Source organism: Arthrobacter sp. KNU-44, assembly GCF_051843155.1.
Classification (GTDB): Bacteria; Actinomycetota; Actinomycetes; order Actinomycetales; family Micrococcaceae; genus Arthrobacter.
Map to the genome: position 1 here is coordinate 2318942 of NZ_JBPXNG010000002.1, position 20530 is coordinate 2339471.

19 protein-coding genes are annotated in these 20530 nt (G+C 64.5%); 13 read left to right on the forward strand and 6 right to left on the reverse strand.

Translation table 11 applies throughout. The annotated features are described in order from the left end of the window. Positions 1-184 precede the first annotated feature (184 nt). Positions 185-1054 carry a MerR family transcriptional regulator gene (locus ACSVHC_RS11785; protein ID WP_437771839.1) on the reverse strand — a complete coding sequence of 290 codons (870 nt, stop codon included), beginning with the start codon at positions 1052-1054 and terminating at the stop codon, positions 185-187. A 130-nt stretch (positions 1055-1184) separates the two neighbouring features. Here ACSVHC_RS11785 and ACSVHC_RS11790 point away from each other — a divergent pair, with 130 nt between their 5' ends. Then, positions 1185-1601 carry a YybH family protein gene (locus ACSVHC_RS11790; RefSeq protein ID WP_437771838.1) on the forward strand — a complete coding sequence of 139 codons (417 nt, stop codon included), beginning with the start codon at positions 1185-1187 and terminating at the stop codon, positions 1599-1601. 758 nt (positions 1602-2359) lie between these two features. On the opposite strand, the gene ACSVHC_RS11795 is transcribed toward ACSVHC_RS11790, so the two are convergent. After that, positions 2360-3049, reverse strand: coding sequence for a hypothetical protein (locus tag ACSVHC_RS11795; protein WP_437771836.1), 690 nt, complete (start codon positions 3047-3049; stop codon positions 2360-2362). A 140-nt stretch (positions 3050-3189) separates the two neighbouring features. On the opposite strand from ACSVHC_RS11795, the gene ACSVHC_RS11800 reads away from it, so the two are divergent. Beyond that, positions 3190-3426: a hypothetical protein gene (locus ACSVHC_RS11800; RefSeq protein ID WP_437771835.1), complete on the forward strand. Its 237-nt coding sequence runs from the start codon at positions 3190-3192 to the stop codon at positions 3424-3426. A 33-nt stretch (positions 3427-3459) separates the two neighbouring features. On the opposite strand, the gene ACSVHC_RS11805 is transcribed toward ACSVHC_RS11800, so the two are convergent. Then, positions 3460-5436 carry an APC family permease gene (locus ACSVHC_RS11805; RefSeq protein WP_437771834.1) on the reverse strand — a complete coding sequence of 659 codons (1977 nt, stop codon included), beginning with the start codon at positions 5434-5436 and terminating at the stop codon, positions 3460-3462. Between the two features lie 384 nt (positions 5437-5820). On the opposite strand from ACSVHC_RS11805, the gene ACSVHC_RS11810 reads away from it, so the two are divergent. The 6 genes from ACSVHC_RS11810 to ACSVHC_RS11835 all read left to right on the forward strand — a co-directional run bounded on the left by ACSVHC_RS11810 (position 5821) and on the right by ACSVHC_RS11835 (position 13718). Next, entirely contained in the window at positions 5821-5901 is an 81-nt protein-coding gene (locus ACSVHC_RS11810) for a potassium-transporting ATPase subunit F (RefSeq protein ID WP_231497388.1), read from the forward strand. Positions 5902-5907: 6 nt separating this feature from the next. Then, on the forward strand, positions 5908-7575 hold the full coding sequence (gene kdpA, locus ACSVHC_RS11815; protein ID WP_437771833.1) for a potassium-transporting ATPase subunit KdpA: 1668 nt from the start codon (positions 5908-5910) through the stop codon (positions 7573-7575). Further along, positions 7572-9710 carry a potassium-transporting ATPase subunit KdpB gene (kdpB, locus tag ACSVHC_RS11820; protein ID WP_437771832.1) on the forward strand — a complete coding sequence of 713 codons (2139 nt, stop codon included), beginning with the start codon at positions 7572-7574 and terminating at the stop codon, positions 9708-9710. Before kdpA ends, kdpB begins: the two co-directional genes overlap by 4 nt. An 8-nt stretch (positions 9711-9718) precedes the next feature. Next, a complete protein-coding gene (gene kdpC / locus ACSVHC_RS11825; protein WP_437771831.1) occupies positions 9719-10327 on the forward strand; it encodes a K(+)-transporting ATPase subunit C in 609 nt (202 codons plus the stop codon). A 74-nt stretch (positions 10328-10401) separates the two neighbouring features. Further along, positions 10402-13044 (forward strand): ATP-binding protein, encoded by a 2643-nt coding sequence (locus ACSVHC_RS11830; RefSeq protein ID WP_437771830.1) that lies wholly within the window; start codon positions 10402-10404, stop codon positions 13042-13044. Further along, entirely contained in the window at positions 13041-13718 is a 678-nt protein-coding gene (locus tag ACSVHC_RS11835) for a response regulator (RefSeq protein WP_437771829.1), read from the forward strand. Before ACSVHC_RS11830 ends, ACSVHC_RS11835 begins: the two co-directional genes overlap by 4 nt. Here the strand turns inward: ACSVHC_RS11835 and ACSVHC_RS11840 are convergent. After that, positions 13708-15588: an ABC transporter ATP-binding protein gene (locus tag ACSVHC_RS11840; protein ID WP_437771828.1), complete on the reverse strand. Its 1881-nt coding sequence runs from the start codon at positions 15586-15588 to the stop codon at positions 13708-13710. The two genes, ACSVHC_RS11835 and ACSVHC_RS11840, sit on opposite strands and share 11 nt — an antisense overlap. A gap of 100 nt (positions 15589-15688) precedes the next feature. On the opposite strand from ACSVHC_RS11840, the gene ACSVHC_RS11845 reads away from it, so the two are divergent. The 5 genes from ACSVHC_RS11845 to ACSVHC_RS11865 all read left to right on the forward strand — a co-directional run bounded on the left by ACSVHC_RS11845 (position 15689) and on the right by ACSVHC_RS11865 (position 18820). Continuing rightward, positions 15689-16120, forward strand: a complete 432-nt coding sequence (locus ACSVHC_RS11845) for a MarR family winged helix-turn-helix transcriptional regulator (RefSeq protein ID WP_437771827.1) — start codon at positions 15689-15691, stop codon at positions 16118-16120. 52 nt (positions 16121-16172) lie between these two features. Then, a complete protein-coding gene (locus ACSVHC_RS11850; RefSeq protein ID WP_437771826.1) occupies positions 16173-16715 on the forward strand; it encodes a hypothetical protein in 543 nt (180 codons plus the stop codon). A gap of 114 nt (positions 16716-16829) precedes the next feature. Continuing rightward, positions 16830-17555, forward strand: a complete 726-nt coding sequence (locus ACSVHC_RS11855) for an SDR family oxidoreductase (protein WP_437771825.1) — start codon at positions 16830-16832, stop codon at positions 17553-17555. Between the two features lie 45 nt (positions 17556-17600). Beyond that, complete coding sequence (locus tag ACSVHC_RS11860; protein WP_439180958.1) at positions 17601-18509, forward strand: helix-turn-helix transcriptional regulator; 909 nt, start codon at positions 17601-17603, stop codon at positions 18507-18509. Then, on the forward strand, positions 18506-18820 hold the full coding sequence (locus tag ACSVHC_RS11865; RefSeq protein ID WP_345448124.1) for a carboxymuconolactone decarboxylase family protein: 315 nt from the start codon (positions 18506-18508) through the stop codon (positions 18818-18820). The genes ACSVHC_RS11860 and ACSVHC_RS11865 overlap by 4 nt, the downstream gene beginning before the upstream one ends. Positions 18821-18868: 48 nt before the next feature. Here the strand turns inward: ACSVHC_RS11865 and ACSVHC_RS11870 are convergent, their stop codons facing one another. Both ACSVHC_RS11870 and ACSVHC_RS11875 read right to left on the reverse strand, forming a co-directional pair. Then, positions 18869-19312, reverse strand: coding sequence for a hypothetical protein (locus ACSVHC_RS11870; protein ID WP_437771823.1), 444 nt, complete (start codon positions 19310-19312; stop codon positions 18869-18871). A 62-nt stretch (positions 19313-19374) separates the two neighbouring features. After that, positions 19375-20469: a hypothetical protein gene (locus ACSVHC_RS11875; protein WP_439180959.1), complete on the reverse strand. Its 1095-nt coding sequence runs from the start codon at positions 20467-20469 to the stop codon at positions 19375-19377. Between the last annotated feature and the right edge of the window lie 61 nt (positions 20470-20530).

The window sequence follows — 20530 nt, forward strand, 5'->3', positions numbered from 1 at the left end:
CACGCGCTCACTCGCTGACATCTCAAATGCGGAACCCAATCCTGTGCTCACCGGAACGTCCGCATGCTCGTAGGCCCCGCAAGCGGTGGCGGGTGCGGCGCGCCTGCTGGTAGCTCCCCGGAGTTTCGATATCGCCGGTGTCGGCGCGTTCAGCGCCGCAGGTTCCGAGTGCCATCTGCGCCCTCTAACCATCGCCGCCTTCGTGCGTGCGCGCTGCGGGTCCGTCGGGCGACGGTCCGGTGTGGAAGATCGGCCAGCAGATCTCTGTCCGCCACTCGGCCGCCTCTGCGCTCTCGTGGCGCCCAACGGGGTAGTACTCGCGGATCGGGCCGTCCACGGCGAGGGCATGTTCAGCGACGTACGTGCCGAGGGCTCCGTAAGCCAGGTCGATATTCGTATGCGGGCCGCGGTGCACAATCGTCGCCAACTCGACCGCCGGGATGACCAGCGCGTCGACCCGACCCATGGGGTGCAGCGGTCCGGCGCAAGGCACGAAGATCGTCGCCGCTCCGCGCCCGTGGGTGAACAGGTCGGTACTGAAGATCCCGCCAGCCGGCGCGTCGGCGGCCAAGCCCTGGGCGTCGAGCGTCGCGTAGATCTCACCGAGCGCACCCTGGTACCAGGTCAACGCCTCGGCGACGTCCACCGTCTCGGTGATCGAAGCCGCCGGCGTGGCCGGAACGCTCCGGCGCCCGATCTCGGCGCGGGTGCCGCCCGGCGTGCGGGTAAGCAGGTCGCGCAGCGAGGCGACCGCAGACTGGCTGCGCGCCAACTCCCGCTCCATCTGGTTCAGGTGCGCGGCCAGCAGCGCGTTGCGGGTGTCGAGGTCGGGGGCGGCCAGCACCTTGGAGATCTGCTCGACCGGCATGTCCAGGGCGCGGAAGCGGCGGATGATCTGCGCGGTCGGGATCTGCGCGGTGGTGTAGTACCGGTGGCCGGTGCGCCGGTCCACCTCGTCCGGTTCCAGCAGGCCCACTTGGTGGTAATAGCGCAGCGTCTTCACGCTCAGGTGCGTGGCCCTTGCGAAGTCCCCGATCGGCAGTGTCGCGTTCATGCCTTCCACTGTGCCATCTCCCCCAAGGGGAGATACACGGGCGCGCGCGGGTCTTGCACCTCTCCTCGGGGCACGCCGCAGGGTTGTCCGTAGCGGCCGATCAGGGCCGCGAGATGAAGGGAGCAAAGTCATGACGACGACCGAGCAGGACAAGGAAGCCATCATTGCCATCGTCCGCGAGATGGCGGCGTCGATGACCGGTGCGCAGAGCACCCGGCACTGGGCGTCCGACGTGCTGTGGTTCGACATCCCCCCGTTCGCGTCCAGGGGCGTCCCACCGGCGCGCAAGCTGTTCGACGACACCTTCGCCAACTTCGAGTCCTGCAACGTCAAGATCCTCGAACTGGACGCGAAGGTCAACGTGGACATGGGCATCGTCTGCACGGTGCAGAGTACGAACATCGTGCTCAAGAACGGCTCCACCAAGCACGTCATGACCCGGCAGACCGACTGCTTCGAGCGGCGTGAGAACGGCTGGGAACTGATCCACCAGCACGCCTCCGTCCCGGCCGGCGGCGAGTGGGACGGCAAGATCACCAGCGTGTAGGGCCTGATCTGCGACGCGACCGGCCTCCCTGCTGAGCGGATCTCCTCGGCGCATGCCCGTGGTGGCTGCCGGGGTTCTGAGACTTGGCCTGCCCGAGCTAGGCCCGGTTCAGTCCTTCATTTCGCGCGATGCCTTACCACCCTAAGCGCATGGCGAATGCGCTCAAGAACATGTTCGTACTATCCGAAATTATCTTGATCTTTGGATAAAGGTGGATAGGGCGGGATTTATGATTCTGAATACTCCGAATCCTTTTCGGCCCGGTGCGGGCCGGGTACCCCCTGAGCTGGTTGGGCGTTCAGCCGTGCTTTCCGACTTCATGGGCGTTCTTGGCTCGATGGCGGGGAGCGGTGAGGGTGAGCGGCCGTGGATTATTTTGGACGCTAGGGGGAGTGCGAGATGAAGAGTGCCATCTTTGTGGGACGTAGCCTGACCTGCTGGTGCTCGTCGTCGGCATCCCCACGGCACTGATCATGGTCGCAGGGATCCGCCCCGGCCGTACAAGCAGCAACACCGGCACTTCACTCCGAGACCCACGTCTCCGCGCCACTGACCACGAAAGCCCCCGGCGAGAACTCCGCGCTGCCGAACAAAAAACCAGCCCTGCCGGCGCTCTTCCTAAACACACTGTTGTAGCGGGGGAGTCGTTGTGGTTGTTGGCCGAAAAGCATGGCGGCCTCGGACGGATAGTACGAGAAGTCACCGACCTCATCGGCCACCACGTACCGTTCGGAGGCTTACCATCGCGCGGGTGGGCCTCAGTGCTGGACGCCCGACTGCTGGAGCCCCCGCCCGCGAGGGTGGATCTCGACGTAGTAGATTGATCCCGCGCCTGGGGCGAGGTGCCGGTGTGTCTGGTGGCGGACTGGCCGGTATTCATGGCCGAAAGGGTCCCGCACCGTGGCCTGTTCAAGGTGATCCAGCCCCGCGAGTAGCCCATCGATGTCCCTCAACGTCGCCGGATGCGTTTCTTCTCCATCTACGTCCAGCACCCACGGTGTCCCAGCGGCACTGCGGGCGCGTTCGAGGGTCAAGGTGTCAAACAATTCCGCCACAAGGGCCTCGCCGGTTGCCGGGAAGAAGCGCTGCAAACGATGCGCCGGCAGATTCCGGTGCCGGTCGTTCACCCATGCCTGGCGGAGCCAGCTGAATTCCACCCGCCCGAACGATGGGCCAAGGCAAAGGTTCCTGTCCTTATCCAAGGTGAGGCGGCAGTCATTGCCTTCCCGGTCAAGGACGCAAGCTGCTTCGTCCACGTACTCGAGGTCTTCCAGCATCGCCGCCTCGGACGGGTAATAGGTGAACTCGCCGATGTCATCGACCACGACATAGTCTTGCGGACGCGTGCCCGGGACTGTGTCATCGGGCACCGTGACCTTGGTCAAGGCAATGCGCTTCATGGTGAATTCATCTCCTGCGGAGGACGCGTCCACGGCCCCGTTGGCCATGGATTCCTCTTTTTCATCAGATCACCGAACACGGCGGTCTCCCGGATCTTAATAGTTTCCATATGCCGGCAGGGGCAGATTTAGCATCCTCTTAACGGGCAAGGCTCGAGCATTGGCGGCGGTCATGGCAGACTTCGGCCATGAGTATCGAACACTGGTGGCCGAAGCTGAAGCCGTCCACCCGGAAATGGTTGATTGAGAACAATGGCGACGCGGTGTCCCCGGATGTAGTCGCCGAGATCACCCAAGTTGGAGGCGACGTTACGTCCGATGCGTGGTGGGTTGGTCGGAATGGGTCTTCGGGGTTCTATTTCTCGGACAAGGCGGTCGACTGGATAGAGGCGGAAGCGAACGGCGAAGCACCCGGGGCGCCCTGACAGTAGCGCGATCCGGGCGCCGTGTGGCAACACTTAGCCGACGTGGACCCACGGGCGCCGGCTGACATCGGGTTCGGCTTCACGCAGGACTTCACGGGTGACCGGGGCGATCTCCCCTTCGCCGAGGAACAGGAAGCGAAGGAGGTTGATGACCGGGTTGCCTTCGGTCCAGCGGAAGTAGATGTGCGGCATGAGGCCGGTCACGTCACGGATGTGCAGCAGCACGGAGGCGATGGTGTTGGGGACAACGGGGCCGTGCACTTCAAGGATCTGGTGTCCGTGCCGAACCACGCCACGGACTTCGAGTGCGGTTTCGAAGTCGGACGAATCGTCCACAATCACTTCCAGGAAGAGGGCCTGGTAATCCACCGGAATGTGGCTGACCTCGATGGCTGAGGTGAGTTTGTCCCGGTAGGCCTCTGCGGTGAGGCGGAGCGGTTCGTGGGCGATGAGCGCAATCGGGCCGCTCAGGTTGGTGGACATGAATTCCAGTGCCTGGCGGTCCAGATGGACGTGGGTGGCGTGCAGTTCAAAGGAGCGCCGGATCCTGGAAAGCAGGGAGATCACAATGATCCCGACGATAAAGATCGCGGCGATCCGGATGCCTTCGGGACGTTCGAAGATGTTGGCAATTGTTGTGTAGATGAAGACGAGGGCGATGATGCCGAATCCGACAACGCGCTTGCGCTGCCTCAAGCGGCGCGCGGAGAGGGTCACCGCGACGGCTGCCGATGTCATCAGCACCAACACGCCGGTGGCGTATGCGCCACCCTGGGCGTCGACGTCGGCGTTGAAAAGAAAGGTGATCAGGAACCCGATGAGGGTGAACACCAACACCAGGGGGCGAACTGCCCGGGCCCATCCCGGTGCCATTCCATATCGCGGTAGGTACCGCGGGACCAGGTTCAGCAGACCGGCCATGGCGGAGGCGCCGGCGAACCACAAGATGGCGATGGTGCTGAGGTCGTAGACAGTGCCGAATCCCACGCCGAGATATTGGTGCGCGAGGAATGCGAGGGCACGTCCATCGGCCTGGCCGCCGGGCTGGAATTCCTTCTCCGGAATCAGCACCACGGTGGTGAAGCTGGTAGCGATCAGGAATGAGCTCATGATGACTGCCGCGGTGGTCAGGAGGCGGCGGGTTCCCTTGATCCGTCCGGCAGGGTTTTCCTCGGTGTCCGAAGCGCGTCCGCGGATCTGGGGCATCACGGCGACTCCGGTCTCGAAACCGGACAGGCCCAAGGCGAGTTTGGGGAAAACGAGTAGCGCGATGCCGACCACCATGAAGGGGTTTCCGTGCGACGTCGACAGTTCATGCCACCAGTCGCCTACAGCGACCGGATGGGCGAACACTTCCACAAACGTTGAGAACACGACGACGACGTTGAGGCCCAGATAGACGATGACGAGGACCACCGCCACGCCAATGGCTTCCTTGAATCCGCGCAGGAATACCGCGGCAAGCAGGGCCAGCAGGAACAACGTAACCAGGATGTTCTGTCCCTGTAGCCAGCCCGGGGCGAGCGGATTTTGGATCGCGTGCGCCGTGGCGTCTGCGGCCGAGAGGGTCATGGTGATCATGAAGTCCGTCGCCGCGAACCCGAGGAGAACGAGAACCAGGAGCTTTCCTCCCCAGCGAGGCAAGAGGCGCTCAAGCATGGCGATGGATCCCTCGCCGCGGTGGCTTTCCCCCGCGACGCGGTGGTACACCGGCAGGGCGCCCAGCAGCGTGACGGCCACCAGGACGATGGTGGCCAAGGGGGAGATCACTCCCGCAGCCAAGGCTGCGATGGCGGGCTGGTAGCCGAGGGTGGAGAAATAGTCGACGCCGGTGAGGCACATGACCTGCCACCACGAATGCTTCTTCAGGTGGGGATCGCCCACCGCTCCGGGGCCTTGGTGTGATCCTTTGGAGTCCTGCAGTCCGAACAACAGCCATGTCCGCAAGGAGGCCATGCCCCCGGGCCGTGGTGCCGAAGGGTCGGCCGGCGGCCTGCTCAATGTAGTCATGGTGTCCTTTCCGCGCGACGCGCAGGCACCGCGATCATTGCTGAAGATAGCACCGACTACAGGTGTTTTCGCTGGTTGAAGCCGATCTTGATGAATCCTTAACGTCGACTTCCCGGAATCCACCCGCACCTGTTAAGAAGCCGTCAAGATTCGGCCCTGCCGTGTTAAGGAACCATCAGGAACCGATTTTCGCCGGCTGCCAGAGAGTTGACTGACATCAGCCCCGCAAACGGGGCACGGATGAAAGGACGTTCCAGTGGCCGACGTGGCTGTTGTGGGGATCTTCGTGGTGTCGATGGGGATCGTGATGTGGATTGCCCACCTTCTGGGCAAAATCGTCGACGGCGATGGGCCGGTGAACGGGCAGTGAGCGCGGACGCCGTGATGTGGTTGGTCCTGTTCATTGCAGGCCTGTGTCTGTTCGGCTACCTGCTGGCCGTCTTGATCCACCCGGAAAAGTGGTGATTCCGGATGGTCTTCAGTATTGCCTCCTTTGTCACCCAGGTGGCCGTTCTGCTTTTGCTGCTGATCTTGGTGCACAAGCCGCTGGGCGTCTACCTTGCCCGCGTGTTTGAGGGCAAGAAGTCAACCCGTGTGGAGCGGCTGTTCTACAGGTTGGCCGGAGTGGATGCGGGCGCTGAACAGAGCTGGTCGATCTACCTACGCAGCGTCCTGGTCTTCTCTGCCGTGTCCATCCTGGTGGTGTTCCTCCTCCAGCGGCTCCAAGGCGTCCTGCCCGGGAACAATTCCCTCCCCGGCGTAGATCCTTGGACGGCCATGAACACGGCCATCTCCTTCGCCACGAACACCAATTGGCAGACGTACACCCCTGAGACCACCATGGGCATCTTCGTGCAAATGTGCCTGCTGGCCGTGCAGAACTTCCTCTCTGCCGCCGTCGGAATCGTGGTGGTGGTCGCCCTGATCCGCGGCATCGCGCGCACCCGGACGGACAGGCTGGGGAATTTCTGGGTGGACCTGGCCCGCACCTCGTCCCGTGTACTGCTCCCCATGGCCGCGCTTGCGGCCGTCGTGATGGTGATTGGCGGCGTCGTGCAGAATTTCTGGTCTACCGACGTCGTCAACCAAGCAACAGGTGTCACCCAGACCATCCCCGGCGGGCCGGTAGCCTCCCAGGAAGCCATCAAGATCCTCGGCACCAACGGCGGCGGCTACTTCAACGCGAATTCGGCCCATCCGTTCGAGAACCCGAACGTCTTCATCAGCCTGTTCCAGGTCTTCTTGATCCTGCTCATTCCTTCCGCGTTGCCGTACGCCTATGGCCGCATGGTCGGGGACCAGCGGCAGGGGTACACCGTCGTTGGCGTCATGGGCACGCTCTGGCTGGCGTCCACGATGCTGATGGGTTGGGCCGTTGCCGGCGCGCAAGGGACGGCAACCGCAGTGGCGGGCGGTCTGGGCGAGGGCTTCGAGCAGCGCTTCGGCGCGGCCCAGAGTTCGATCTTTGCCACGGCCACTACCTTGACTTCCACGGGGGCAATCAACGTTGCCCATGATTCCCTGCCGCCACTTGCTGGCGGCGTGGCCATGGTCAACATGATGCTCGGCGAAGTAGCCCCCGGCGGTACGGGGTCGGGGCTTTATGGCCTGCTCGTACTCGCGATTGTCTCCGTGTTCATCGCCGGTCTCATGGTGGGCCGCACACCGGAATTCCTGGGCAAGAAAGTCGGGCCCCGGGAAATGAAGCTGGCAGCCATGTACATCCTGGTTACGCCCGTCGTCGTGCTGGCCACGGCCGGAGTCACGGTCCTGCTTCCGGACGCCGTGGCCAACGCACCTGCCTCCGGACCACACCAATTCAGCGAAGTGCTCTACGCCTTCACCTCCGGAGCCAACAACAACGGCTCGGCCTTCGCCGGGATCACCACCTCGGGCCCATACTTGTCCACCATGCTTGGAATCTCCATGCTGCTGGGCCGCTTCCTGCCGATCGTGCTAGTGCTGGCCTTGGCTGGTTCCCTGGCGAAACAACCCCGGATCCCGGCGTCCTCCGGAACCGTCCCGACCCATGGCTGGCTCTTCGGCTCCCTTTTGCTCAGCGTCACAGTCATCATGACCGCCTTGAGCTACTTCCCGGCCCTTGCCTTGGGCCCCCTCGCAGAAGGACTCCTCAAATGACCCGGTCCAACACGGCATTAGCCTCGGACACCGCCGCCCAGACCTACGCGGACGGAAATCCCCTCGGTACACCGGGGGAGCACAAGCACCACACCAAGGCGCCGGCCAAGCTGGACCTTGCCAGCATCCGGACCGCCCTGCCGGTCGCAGTACGGAAGCTGGCGCCGCGGCAGATGATCCATTCTCCGGTGATGTTCACCGTGCTGGTCGGGGCGGCTCTCTGCACAGCCATTTGCATCCTCAAACCCGCCGTGTTCGGCATTGCGGTGACAGCCTGGCTCTGGCTGACGGTGCTCTTCGGAACCCTCTCGGAGGCCATTGCCGAGGGACGGGGCAAGGCCCAGGCGGACAGCCTTCGGGCCAGCAGGAAAGGCGTTGTCGCCAGGCTCCGCCAGGCCGACGGTACCCTCAAGGAGGTGCCGGGAACGGAACTGCGGAAGAACGACGTCGTCATTTGCGAAGCCGGGGACGTCATCCCTTCCGATGGCGAGATCATCGAAGGCCTGGCGAGCGTGGATGAATCGACCATCACTGGTGAATCGGCGCCCGTGATCCGTGAGTCCGGCGGCGACCGCTCCTCGGTGACCGGCGGTACCAAGGTCCTTTCGGACCGCATCGCCGTCCGCATTACGGCTGAGGCGGGCGAAACATTCATCGACAGGATGATCAAGCTCGTGGAAGGCGCAGTCCGGCAAAAGACGCCCAACGAAATCGCACTCCACGTCCTCCTTGTCTCCCTCACCATCGTGTTCCTGGCGGTCACGGTGAGCCTGGCGCCGTTCGCTTCCCTGGCAGGGGCCACGCCGTCCCCGATTGTCCTGGTGGCGCTGCTTGTCTGCCTGATCCCGACCACTATCGGGGCGCTGGTGCCGGCCATCGGCATCGCAGGCATGGACCGCTTGGTGCAGCACAACGTCCTGGCCACATCCGGCCGCGCGGTGGAGACCGCCGGAGACATCACCACGCTTCTACTCGACAAGACCGGCACCATCACCTATGGCAATCGGCGCGCGGTCAATTTCTTCCCCGCTAACAACGTCGATCGAGCCGAACTCATCGAGGCGGCCCGCCTCTCGAGCCTGGCCGATGAGACGCCGGAGGGACGCTCCATCGTGGACCTCGCGGCGGAAAAGGGCCTCGGCGGCCCGGACCTGGCCGCTCTCTTGAAGGGCACGGAAGAGTTCGCAGTTGTCGAGTTCAGTGCAAGCACGCGCATGAGCGGCCTGGATCTCGACGGACGGAAGATCCGCAAGGGCGCCGCAACCGCCGTCGCGAAGTTCGTGGCGGACGCCGGCGGGCACACGCCCGCCGAGGTCGACCGCAAGGTGCAGGAGATCTCTGCCCAGGGCGGCACCCCGCTGTTGGTGGCCGGCGTCGGGCACGACGGCGGAGCCCGGGTCCTGGGCACCATCCACCTCGCCGACGTGGTCAAGCCCGGGATGCACGCCCGCTTCGCGGAACTACGGAAGATGGGCATCAGGACCGTGATGATCACGGGTGACAACCCCATTACGGCGAAGGCGATCGCCGCCGAAGCCGGGGTGGATCACTTCGTTGCTGAAGCCACCCCGGAAGACAAGATGGCCGTCATCAAGGAAGAACAGGCCGAAGGCCGGCTGGTTGCCATGACCGGCGACGGCACCAACGATGCCCCCGCGCTGGCCGCGGCGGACGTCGGAGTGGCCATGAACTCGGGCACGCCGGCAGCCAAGGAAGCCGCCAACATGGTGGACCTGGACTCGGACCCCACCAAGCTCATCAACATTGTGGGCATCGGCAAGCAGCTGCTCATCACCCGCGGCGCCCTGACCACGTTCTCGGTCGCCAACGACGTCGCGAAGTACTTCGCAATTGTTCCGGCGCTGTTCACGGGCGCGTTTCCGGGGCTCGGCCTCTTGAACATCATGGGCCTGGCATCGCCGTCCTCGGCCATCCTGTCCGCGGTGATCTTCAACGCCTTGATCATCATCGCCCTGGTTCCGCTCGCCCTGCGCGGCGTCAAGTACCGCGCTGTCTCGGCAAACCAGGCGCTGGCCAGGAACCTGGCCATCTACGGCCTCGGCGGGCTCATAGCTCCCTTCATCGGGATCAAGCTCATCGACCTGCTCATTTCCCTCATCCCCGGCATCGGCTAGGAGCCACCATGAACACCCTTCCCGGCTATCTTCGGCAAGCAGGAACGGCCCTGCGGTTCCTGCTCCTCGCCACCGTTGTCCTCGGATTGATTTACCCACTGGCGATTTTCGGCATCGGGCAGGCCGTTGCGCCGTTCCAGGCCAACGGCTCCATCGTGAAAGACTCGGCTGGAAACCCGGCCGCCTCGGCGCTGATTGCGCAAGTTTCCGCCAACGACGCCGGCACCCAGAGCCCGCTGTGGTTCCACGCCCGCCCTTCGGCGGCCAAGTGGGACCCGGGGGCGTCAACCGCCAGCAACCTTGGACCTAACGATCCCAAACTGCTCGACGCCATCAAAGCCAACCGTGCCGCCGTGGCCGCCGCAGAGGGGGTCAAGGAGTCCGACGTCCCCACCGATGCCGTGACCGCGAGTGGCTCCGGGCTGGACCCGCAGATCTCGGTGGCCTACGCTCGGCTCCAGGTGCCGAGGGTGGCCAAGGCGCACGGGCTGAGTCCTGAGACGGTGCAGGCCATGGTGGACCGCCGCACGGTCACGGGACTCGAGGCCTTCCTGGCGCAGTCGTCCGTCAATGTTACGCAGTTGAACCTGGACGTAGCCGCAGCGGCCGCCAAGTGACGGAAACCGGGCAAGCGAGCGTGGCCTGCTCAGCGCGGGGAACCGCCGCGTTCAACAAGTGAAAGAATGACCACATGGCACGGGCAACGCTGCGCATTTTCCTCGGGGCAGCCCCGGGAGTAGGGAAGACCTACGCCATGCTTGAAGAGGCCCACCGGCTCCGCGGGCGCGGTGAAGATGTAGTGGTGGCCTTCGCCATGGATCATGGGCGCAGCGACACCCGGGCCTTGATGGATGGATTGGAAGTCATTCCACCGCACAGCATCGCGTACCGGGATACCAGCTTTGAAGAGATGGACGTCGACGCGGTCCTGGTACGTAAGCCGCGCACCGCCGTCGTCGATGAATACGCCCACTCGAATATCCCAGGAAGCCGAAATCCCAAGCGTTGGCAGGACGTCGAGGAACTGCTCGACGCCGGTATCAACGTCCTCTCCACCGTCAACGTGCAGCATCTGGCATCCCTCGGTGACGTCGTAAGTGCCATCACCGACGTCCGGCAGGCGGAGACAGTGCCCGACGACGTCGTGCGGCGTGCCGATCAAATACACCTTGTGGACATCTCCCCCGAGCTGCTGCGGCAACGGCTGGGCGACGGCAAAATCTACTCGGCGGACAAGATCGACGCAGCCCTTTCCAACTATTTCCGGATGGGCAACCTGACGGCATTACGGGAACTGGCCTTGCTGTGGCTGGCCGATCGCGTGGACGAAGGGCTCGCGAAGTACCGTTTGGAACAGGGGATCGAGGCGAGCTGGCCAGCCCGCGAACGCATAGTCGTCGGCCTCACAGGCGGCCCTGAAGGAGAAGTCCTCGTCCGCCGCGCCGCCCGGATCCTCAAGCGCGTCAACGGCGGCGACTTGCTCGCGGTGCATGTCCGCGCGGCCGATGGCGTGGCGTCGGAATCTCCGCAGGCGTTGGAATCCCAGCGCCTTTTGGTCCGGGATTTGGGCGGCAGTTACCACACGGTGGCGGGGGAGGATCCGGCAAAGGCCTTGCTGGACTTCGCCCGCAGCGTGAACGCGACGCAGATCGTCGTCGGGATTTCCCGACGCCGGAGCCTTGTCGCCCGGCTGACCGGCCGGGGGATCGGCAACCGGGTGGTCCGTGACTCCGGCGATATTGACGTGCACATGGTTTCGCATCCGCTGGGTGGCCGGGGCGTCGACCGTCGGCGGCAGCGGGACCTTGGCCGCACCAGGGTGATCGTCGGATTTGCCATGGCGGTGGTCCTTCCGGTTCTTTTGCAGCTCCTGCTGGCCGCGAGCCCTTCGCACAGCATTGCGACGGCCGTGCTCCTCCAGCTCACGGGCTCGGTTGCCGTGGCGCTGGTCGGCGGGTTGTGGCCTGCCCTGCTCGGTGCCCTGTGGAGCAGCCTGTTGGTGAACTTCTTCTCGATACCGCCCGTGGGAACCCTGACCATCAGCGACCCCGAGAACATCCTCGCGTTGCTCGTCTTCGTGGGTGTTTCAGCCGCAGTAGCCGCCGTCGTGGACGTATCGGCCAGGCGTTCCAAGGAGGCCGCCCGTGCCCGTGCAGAGGCCACCACCCTGGGTGACCTCACGCGGGGGGCATCGAGCGCCGAGGACACTGTCGAGGGACTCTTGAAGCAAGCGCTGGACGTGTTCCAGATGCGCGGTGCCGCGTTGTTCAGGGCGGGGGGCCCGGCTGGCGCGGCGACCGGCGGCTGGCGCCTCGTCGCCAAAGCGGGAGAGGCCGCACCACTACCGCCCGACGGCGGCGAAAACACCGAACAGATCGACGCCGGAACCCGGCTGGTCCTGTCCGGCCGCATCCTGCCGGCCAGCGACCGCCGGTTGCTCAGCGCCTTCGGCGCGCACCTTTCCGCCCAGCTCGAGCGGCGACAACTGGCAGCCAGCCGACGGGAGGTCATGCGCTTGGCCGAGAGCAACACCATGCGCACCTCCATCCTGCGCGCCGTCTCCCACGATTTGCGGACTCCGTTGGCCGGGATCAAGTTAGCCGTGGGCGGCTTGCGGCAAAGCAACGTCCATTACACACCCGAGGAGGAACAGGAACTGCTGGCAACCATCGAGGAATGCTCGGACAGGCTCGACGTCCTCGTGGGTAACCTTCTGGACATGTCCCGCATCACCTCGGACTCAGTGAACGCCCTCATTCGCCCGGTGCGCTGGTACGAGGTGATACCAACTGCGCTCCATGGCATACCGCCGGGACGGGTGCGCGTTGATCTGCCGGGAAACATGCCGGAGATCGACGCCGACTCCGGCATGCTGGAACGCGTCATTGCAAACATCGTGGAGAACGCCATCAAGTACGCTCCGGATTCCGATGTTGTGTTAGTGGGAGCCGCTGGTGGCTTCAGCTCGTCCACCCTGGACGGGAGGCCGTCGGGGGAACTGCGCATCATCGACCACGGCCAAGGCGTTCCCGCCGAAAGCGTGGTCAGGATGTTCCAGCCATTCCAGCGGCTCAACGACGTCCCTTCCACCACCGGAGTTGGCTTGGGGCTCGCAGTAGCGAAGGGATTCACGGAAGCGATGGGAGGAACGCTCACCGCGGAAGCGACTCCGGGCGGTGGCCTGACCATGGTCATTCGGCTTCCGCTGTCCACAGGGGTCGCGTTCCCGCACGAGGAAGCGCAAGCTCCCATGGAAGCGCAATCGGTGCTTTTGCAGCGCCGGCACGTGCCGCCGTCGGGCAGTCCGGATAGCGCCTCCGGGGAGGCGAGATGAGCAACGTCCTGGTAGTCGACGACGATCCCCATATCGTCAAGGCCCTGCGGATCACTCTCCAAGCCCACGGTTACACTGTGGCCACAGCGTCCGACGGCGAATCGGCCTTGCGCTCTGCAGCCCAGCACCCGGTGGGCGTCTTGATCCTCGACCTGGGCTTGCCGGACATCGACGGAACCACGGTCATCACCCGCTTGCGTGAGTGGAGCAGCGTGCCCATCCTGGTCCTCTCCGCCCGGCACGGCTCCGACGACAAGGTTGAAGCCCTGGACGCCGGCGCGGACGACTACATCACCAAGCCCTTCGGACTCGACGAGCTGCTGGCTCGTCTCCGGGCGATCCTGCGGCGGACGTCGGAACCGGGCGAAGAACAGCCGGTGCTGGTCACTGAATCATTCACTGCGGATTTGGCCATGAGACGCGTGACGCGCGACGGCGAAGACGTCCGGCTGACGCCGACAGAGTGGCGGATCCTGGATCTCTTCGTGCGGAATCCCGAGAAGCTGATCACCCAGCAGCAGCTCCTCAGCGAGGTCTGGGGCCCGGCCTACGCCAAGGAAGCCAATTACCTGCGTGTGTACATGGCGCAGCTCCGCCGGAAACTGGAACGGGAGCCCGGGAACCCGCGCCACCTGATCACCGAGGTAGGGATCGGGTACCGTTTCATGCCGTGAGGCGGGCCGCGGAGCCGGCAAACTCCACCGTCCCTCCGGCCTCGGTGAGCCGCGCATACGCGCCGCCGGCATTGCGAAGCTCGGCGGGCGTTCCGAGCTCCACGACCGCTCCGCCAGAGAGGACCGCCAGCTGATCGGCCTTCTCCACCGTCGAGAGCCTGTGGGCGATGGTCAGCGTAGTCCGGCCAACCGCCAGGCGGTCGAGCGCCGCCTGGACCTGGGCCTCCGTGGCGTTGTCCAGGGCGGAGGTGGCCTCGTCGAGGACCAGCACTTTGGGGTTGCGCAGGATGGTTCGGGCAATGGCCAGGCGCTGCTGTTCTCCGCCGGAGAACCGGTGGCCGCGGGCGCCGACCATGGTGTCCAGGCCGTCGGGCAAGCTCGCGATCAGGTCCGCGATCTGCGCGGAGGCCAGCGCGTTCCACAGCACCGCATCGTCCGCTCCGGGCGCCGCCAGCAGCAGGTTTTCCCGGATGGTGTCGTGAATCAAATACGTCTCCTGTGACACGACACCAACGATTTTCGTCAGGTCCTCCGGGGCGATGTCGCGGACGTCCACGCCGTCAACTGTGATCCTCCCGGCGGTGGCGTCATGCAGTCGCGGGACCAGCGAGCCCAGGGTCGATTTCCCGGAGCCCGTGGGTCCAACGATTGCGGTGCTGGTGCCGGCCGGAAGCGTAAGGTCGATGCCGTGCAGGACTTCAGCGCCGCCGTCGTACGCGAAACTGACACCCTCGAAGCGGACCTCGCCGCGTATTGCGGCCGGGTCCAGGGCAACGGGCTGCACCGGGGCAGTGATCTCGGGAGCCAAGTCCAGGTACTCAAAGATGCGGCTGAACAGGGCCATCGCGGTGACCCATTGGACGCCGAGGTCCAGCAGGCTCATGACGGGGCGGAAGATGGCGGACTGCAGGGCGGTGAACGCCACGAGCGTGCCGATGGTCATGCCTCCGCTGGTGACGGGCAATCCAGCGGCCAGGTAGATCAGCGCCGGAATGGCCGAGAAGATGATGCCCATGGTGGACATCCGCCAGCGGCCGGCCAACTGGGATCGCATCTCCAGGCCGATCAGCCGTTTGGAGCTTTCCGTGTAACGGCGGGCGTCGCGCTTGGTGGTCCCGAGGGTTTTGGAGAGCCGGACGCCGGAGACCGACAGGCCTTCCTCGACCTGGGTGTTCATGGTGGCCAGTTCACTCTGCAGCGTGGACGTGATGTTGCGCCGGAGCAAGGCCACGCGGCGGGTGAACCAGACCGCCGGCGGGATCACGATCAGGGACAGGAGCGAGAGCCCTGGCGAAATGGCCACCATGGCGATGGCGGTGGCAATGGCCGTGGTCAGATTGGACGCGACACCGGTGGCGGTGGAGGTGATGACTTGCTGCAGGCCGGAAATATCGTTGTTCAACCGCGACTGCACCTCGCCGCTGCGGGTCCGGGTAAAGAATCCGAGCGATTGCTTCTGCAAGTGGGTGAACAGTCGCGTGCGCAGGGTATGCATGATCTTCTGGCCCATGCCCGTGGTCATCCAGGTCTGTAGCACGCCAATGAGTGCGGTTGCGGCGGCCACCGCGATCAGTCCGGCGGCCAGCCACGCGAGAAGCGGCAGATCCTTTCCGGGCAGCGCGACGTCGATGATGTGGCGGACCAGGAACGGCTGCGCGAGGCCGATGATGCTGGAAGCGCTGATGAGAAGCACGACGGCGGCAATGGTCACTTTGTGCGGTGTGAACAGCCCCGCGATCCGTTTGAGGCGCACGGGATGCTGTTTCAGCTGGGTGCGGTCGGCAGGATTGAGGCGGGCGGGGCCGCGGCCGGGACTTCGGGCTCCAGCGCCCGGTCGATGGGGATTTTGGGTGAGGATGTTCTCCGTCATAAGCACCACCTCCAGTGGCGAGCGGGGCGCGGGAATCGCGCCTACTAATGCAGAGGTTACCTCACTATGTGGTTACTGGTCAAATTGCTAGACTGGCAGCATGCACTCACAGCCCCCTGATTCTGCCGACCTCGGGGATCTCTTCCATGCCGCTTTCCGGGGGCTGCGCCGGACCTGGGCCGAGCAGCTCTCGCCCTGGGAGCTGACGCCGCACCAGTGGCGGGCGCTCATGACACTGATGCGCCCGGCGCCCGGGGAGCCGATGCGACTGAAAGACCTGGCGGAACGGCTGCGCATTGCGCCGCGTTCGGCCACGGAAGTGGTGGATCAGCTGGAGGTCAAAGGCCTCGTCCGTCGTGATCCGGACCCCACAGACCGGCGGGCCACCCTTGTCGCCGCAACACAAACCGGGCAGCAGCTCTTCGCGAAGGTCAGCGCCGAACGGCGCGGCAAGTCCTCCGAGTACTTTGCCCGGCTGAGCGCAGAGGATCGCGCCGAGCTGGCCCGGATTCTGGGGCAGCTCGGGGATTGAGGCCAACGCCGCTTCCCTCCCAAGTTGCCGCGGAGTAGGTAGAGTCGAAGCCATGACTCGCCGGAAGGTTCCAGTTGCCCTCGTCGCGCTCCCTTTCGCGTTGTGCCTGATCGTACTTGCGCCGGCGGGGCCCGCAGGGGCCGCAAACTGCGATTCGCAAGGGCTTCTAGGGGTGGTCGGCATGTGCTCTCCCAGCAGCTCCCCGTCTCCTCGGCCGACGGGCAAAGCAACGCCGTCCGCCACGGCCAGCCCACCGGTCCAACCGCAACCCCTGCCGGATCCCGGCGTCGCAGTTCCTCCGGGTGGCGTTTCGACGCCCTCGCCGGCGGTGACGGCCGTACCGGCACCCACCCAGGTGGCGCCACCTGCCGCAACCGTCGCTGCAGGGCCTTCGCCGATCGTGTCCAGCCCGAGCCCCTCGACGCAAAATTCAGCCTCGGCGGTGGCCGCCGACCGGGTCGACTCCGGCTCGACCGCACAGAGCGACCATCCCGTCGCTCCAACCGTCTCAGTGGCTGGAATCCTGGTGGCCTTCGGTGGAACCCTGATCGCCGCGGGCGGAGTGGTGGGCCTCAGAAGATATCCGCCGCTCTGATCCCGGACCCCGGAGTTCATCGGGAAACAGGTAATAGCGGACCCTGCCTCATTCCGATGTGCGTTCCTAGGATTGAAAGCGAGTAGGCAAGCTTTCACGGAAGAGGGACACATCATGGGTACTGGACAAGGACGGGTTGCCGTCATTACTGGGGCGTCGTCGGGAATCGGGGCCGCCACGGCGCGGTCCCTCGCCGCAGACGGTTACCGTGTCGCCCTCCTCGCACGGAGGTCCGACCGGATCCAGGCGTTGGCTGATGAGCTCGGGGACGCTGCTATTGCCATTGAGGCAGATGTTACCGACCGCAGCTCCCTGGTGGCCGCCGCGGAGCGGGTCAAGGCAGAGTTCGGCGGGACCGACGTGTTGGTGAACAACGCGGGGATCATGCTGCTGGGTCCGTTCTCTTCGGATCAGCAGGAGGACTACCGCCAGATGATCGAAGTCAACCTGATCGGGGCGATCACAACGACGGAGGTCTTTTTGGACCAGCTCCGCGATGGTGGCGGGGACTTGGTCAACATCTCTTCTGTCGCCGGCAGGACGGCCAGGCCTGGCAATGGCGTCTACGCCGCGACGAAGTGGGGAATGAACGGTTGGTCCGAATCGCTCCGGCAGGAACTTCAGCCCGGGGTTCGGGTCACAGTCATCGAACCCGGGGCGGTTGCCACCGAGCTTCCGAGCCACATCACGCACGAGCAGACCCGGCAGGGCGCCGAGGCGTTGTACAGCCAGGTGACTGTAACGGCAGAGGACATCGCCGAAGTCATCGCGTTCGCCGTCAGCCGCCCGCGGCGCCTGACCATCAACGAGATCCTGCTCCGCCCCGCCGGCCAGGCCTGAATCAGCGGACCCGTGCGTCGCCGTCGTCGAAATTAAGGTAATGAAATGGACAACAGGACCGAGGTGCAGGACTTCCTGACGTCGCGTCGCGCCCGGGTTGCACCGGAACAAGCCGGGATTCCCGTCTATGGACGTAGCCGGCGCGTCAAGGGCCTTCGCCGGGAGGAAGTGGCGATGCTCGCCGGCGTGAGCGTTGACTACTATGTGCGCATGGAACGCGGCAACATCTCCGGTGTCTCTGAGAGTATTCTCGACGCAGTCGCGCGCACGCTCCAGCTGAGCGAGGTTGAGCACGCCCACCTCTACGATCTCGCCAACACAGCCAACAGCAGCGGGGCCCGCCGCGCACGTCCTGCGGCGCACCACGTACGTCCGGCTGTGCAGCGCATAATCGACTCGATCGCCGCACCGGCCTGGGTCAGAAACGGCAAAGCCGATTTCCTTGCCGGCAACCGTCTGGGACGGGCGCTCTACGCGCCGATCTTCGTCGATCCCCGACGGCCGGGAAACACCGCTCGATTCCTATTCCTGGACCCGCGCGCCGGAGACTTCTATCCCGATTGGCCGGAAATGGCCCGCGGCATGGTCGCAACCCTTCGCGCCGAGGCCGGCAAGCACCCCTACGACAAAGGCCTCACCGACCTCATCGGCGAACTCGCGACCCACAGCGAACCCTTCCGCCAGCTCTGGGCTTCACACGAAGTCCTCGTCCACCGAAACGGCACCAAGCGCCTTCGGCATCCCGTTGTTGGTGATTTGGAACTCACGTACGAGGCCATGCAACTGACCACGGATGAGGGCCTCACCCTCCTCATTTATGCCGCCGAACCGGGTTCCCGGTCCGAGGAAGGCCTCCGGCTGCTCAACAGCTGGGCACCCCAGGAGGACGCTGAGGAGGCTGAAGGCGGACCCTTCGCTCCCCTGAATGAACCACTAACAAGGAGAACCCAGTGACTGAACAATCCCGTGCCCAACAACTCGTCGGAGACATCTCGCCCAAACTTGCCTCCCTGACCGACGACGTTCTCTTCGCTGACGTCTGGGAACGGTCCGAACTGGCCAAGCGGGACCGGAGCCTCATTACCGTTGCCTGTCTCGTGACGAGCGGCAGCACCGAACAGCTTTTCGGGCACCTGCGTCTTGCGAAGGCCAACGGACTGAGCGAGGCCGAATTGAGCGAGGCGATTACGCACCTGGCGTTCTACGCGGGCTGGCCGAAAGCGATGTCCGCCATGGCAGTCGCCAAGCAGGTGTTTGCCGAGTAGCCAAGGTCTGAGGCGCTTGGCGCCCTTCTTTCCCTGTTGCTGCCGAAGTCAGGCCTCCGGGGCCTGCCCTTGGAGGGAGGCGATCTGTGCACGCGCGGCCGCGATGAGTTCCTCATTCGTGTTGGCGTGGCCCTTGAGGCCCCAGCCGCCGTCGGGGGCTTCCGTGAGGAGGACCCAGGTTCGATCGGGAAGTGTCGGATCAGCGGCCGCCGTCGCAACGAGCGCGGTGAGCTGTTCGACCAGAGCGAGCTGCTTTTCGCGGTTCAATGCGCCCGCGTTCGTGAGCACCTGGACGCGAACGTAGTTGCTGTCGCCGTCGACATTCGACAGATCCCCCTCGGGGAGTTCGTGGATGAATGCCGCAGTGTTCTTGCGGAACATCGGGATGTCCGGCACCTGCTCCACGCGCATCACCGTCGACGCCAGATCAATGGCGAGCTTGTGCTTGTCTGCAAAGGTCCCCGCCGTGGCGTAAACGTCGATCATGGGCATGATGCATCTCCTCTTCGGTGCAGGTCAATGGTCATTTGTTGTGCCATCCTCGCACCTTGCTGTCACCGTGTCTTCCTCTGGGCAATCATTTGCGGGTCGTCCGGCTTGACGTCCTTGGAAGTGCGGTTCTTCGGCCGGTGCGGCATGATCGGTTCGGACGCGAAGCGCCGTGGGCCACTCCACATTGATGGCGGGGCATCGATCGCGTAGGCAAGGGCGTATGCGACCTTTTCGTAGTTGACGCGCCAGCCCCTGAAATGAGGCCACGCTTGTTCGGCCGTCACCTCAACGGGGTAGTCGACTGTCCGCATGAGCTCCACGGCGGCTTGAAAGTCTTCGAATTTCACGTCGATTTCGGAATCGGGATCGGGGTCTTCATCGACCGGGATACGAATGGCCCGCGCCACCTGATTCAGGCAGGTGAACCCCATCCGGAGGGCCAACCGCGCGCGGGTGCTCGGGGCAGACCCCGGACTCAGGGATAGCTGCAACGCGGCCGCGTCCATGACGCTGAGGAGGGAGTTGAGCCAGTTGGATTGCGGCGAAGGTGAGCGGAACCACACCAAGGTGAGGTAGGTGCTGTGTGATTCGGCCACATCTGCGGCCCACCGCTCCCACGTGCGGTAGAGCTCGCTGAGTTCGCTGGTGCTGGTTTGGGCGGCCATACCAAACCGCGTGCGCACCAGAAGCTCCGGCCCCCATGAGGGCGAGCCTGCCCTCGAAACCAGGAGCGTTACCTCTGCTTCCCGCCTGTTGAAGGCTGCATAGAGCGTAGGCAAGTAACCGATCTGCAAAGCGATGACGATCAATCCGGTATACGCGGCAACGTAAACCAACACCGTGTTGCCGACATTCGACGGGGCAGCGTAGCCGAGGGTGAACATCGCGGAGCCGGCTTCGCTTGAGGCTTGCCAGAAGTCGCCGTCGACGAAGGGAAGGAGTAGGAGGCTGAACGACAAGTCGAACAGGATCACCCAAACCAGGAGGCGGACGAAGAGCGCCATCGGAGACTGCCAGGCAAGGATTCGATCACGCACTTCGTACGAGGTGACGGGTTTTGTGATGGCAAAGAAGATTTTCGCAGTGACCAAATGGGTCACCCGTGAAAGGTTGCTGTGCAGCGGACGTGGCACGATCAGCGTTCCGATCACACTCATCCAGTTCAGGAGCAACCCAAGCAACCCGACTGAAAAACACGCCCACACTATTACAGTCAAT

Coding starts and splice junctions, on each gene's coding strand:
- ACSVHC_RS11785 (WP_437771839.1), bottom strand. CDS start 1,054: ATGAACGCGACACTGCCGATCGGGGACTTCGCAAGGGCCACGCACCTG.
- ACSVHC_RS11790 (WP_437771838.1), top strand. CDS start 1,185: ATGACGACGACCGAGCAGGACAAGGAAGCCATCATTGCCATCGTCCGC.
- ACSVHC_RS11795 (WP_437771836.1), bottom strand. CDS start 3,049: ATGGCCAACGGGGCCGTGGACGCGTCCTCCGCAGGAGATGAATTCACC.
- ACSVHC_RS11800 (WP_437771835.1), top strand. CDS start 3,190: ATGAGTATCGAACACTGGTGGCCGAAGCTGAAGCCGTCCACCCGGAAA.
- ACSVHC_RS11805 (WP_437771834.1), bottom strand. CDS start 5,436: ATGACTACATTGAGCAGGCCGCCGGCCGACCCTTCGGCACCACGGCCC.
- ACSVHC_RS11810 (WP_231497388.1), top strand. CDS start 5,821: ATGTGGTTGGTCCTGTTCATTGCAGGCCTGTGTCTGTTCGGCTACCTG.
- kdpA (WP_437771833.1), top strand. CDS start 5,908: ATGGTCTTCAGTATTGCCTCCTTTGTCACCCAGGTGGCCGTTCTGCTT.
- kdpB (WP_437771832.1), top strand. CDS start 7,572: ATGACCCGGTCCAACACGGCATTAGCCTCGGACACCGCCGCCCAGACC.
- kdpC (WP_437771831.1), top strand. CDS start 9,719: ATGAACACCCTTCCCGGCTATCTTCGGCAAGCAGGAACGGCCCTGCGG.
- ACSVHC_RS11830 (WP_437771830.1), top strand. CDS start 10,402: ATGGCACGGGCAACGCTGCGCATTTTCCTCGGGGCAGCCCCGGGAGTA.
- ACSVHC_RS11835 (WP_437771829.1), top strand. CDS start 13,041: ATGAGCAACGTCCTGGTAGTCGACGACGATCCCCATATCGTCAAGGCC.
- ACSVHC_RS11840 (WP_437771828.1), bottom strand. CDS start 15,588: ATGACGGAGAACATCCTCACCCAAAATCCCCATCGACCGGGCGCTGGA.
- ACSVHC_RS11845 (WP_437771827.1), top strand. CDS start 15,689: ATGCACTCACAGCCCCCTGATTCTGCCGACCTCGGGGATCTCTTCCAT.
- ACSVHC_RS11850 (WP_437771826.1), top strand. CDS start 16,173: ATGACTCGCCGGAAGGTTCCAGTTGCCCTCGTCGCGCTCCCTTTCGCG.
- ACSVHC_RS11855 (WP_437771825.1), top strand. CDS start 16,830: ATGGGTACTGGACAAGGACGGGTTGCCGTCATTACTGGGGCGTCGTCG.
- ACSVHC_RS11860 (WP_439180958.1), top strand. CDS start 17,601: ATGGACAACAGGACCGAGGTGCAGGACTTCCTGACGTCGCGTCGCGCC.
- ACSVHC_RS11870 (WP_437771823.1), bottom strand. CDS start 19,312: ATGCCCATGATCGACGTTTACGCCACGGCGGGGACCTTTGCAGACAAG.
- ACSVHC_RS11875 (WP_439180959.1), bottom strand. CDS start 20,469: ATGAGTGTGATCGGAACGCTGATCGTGCCACGTCCGCTGCACAGCAAC.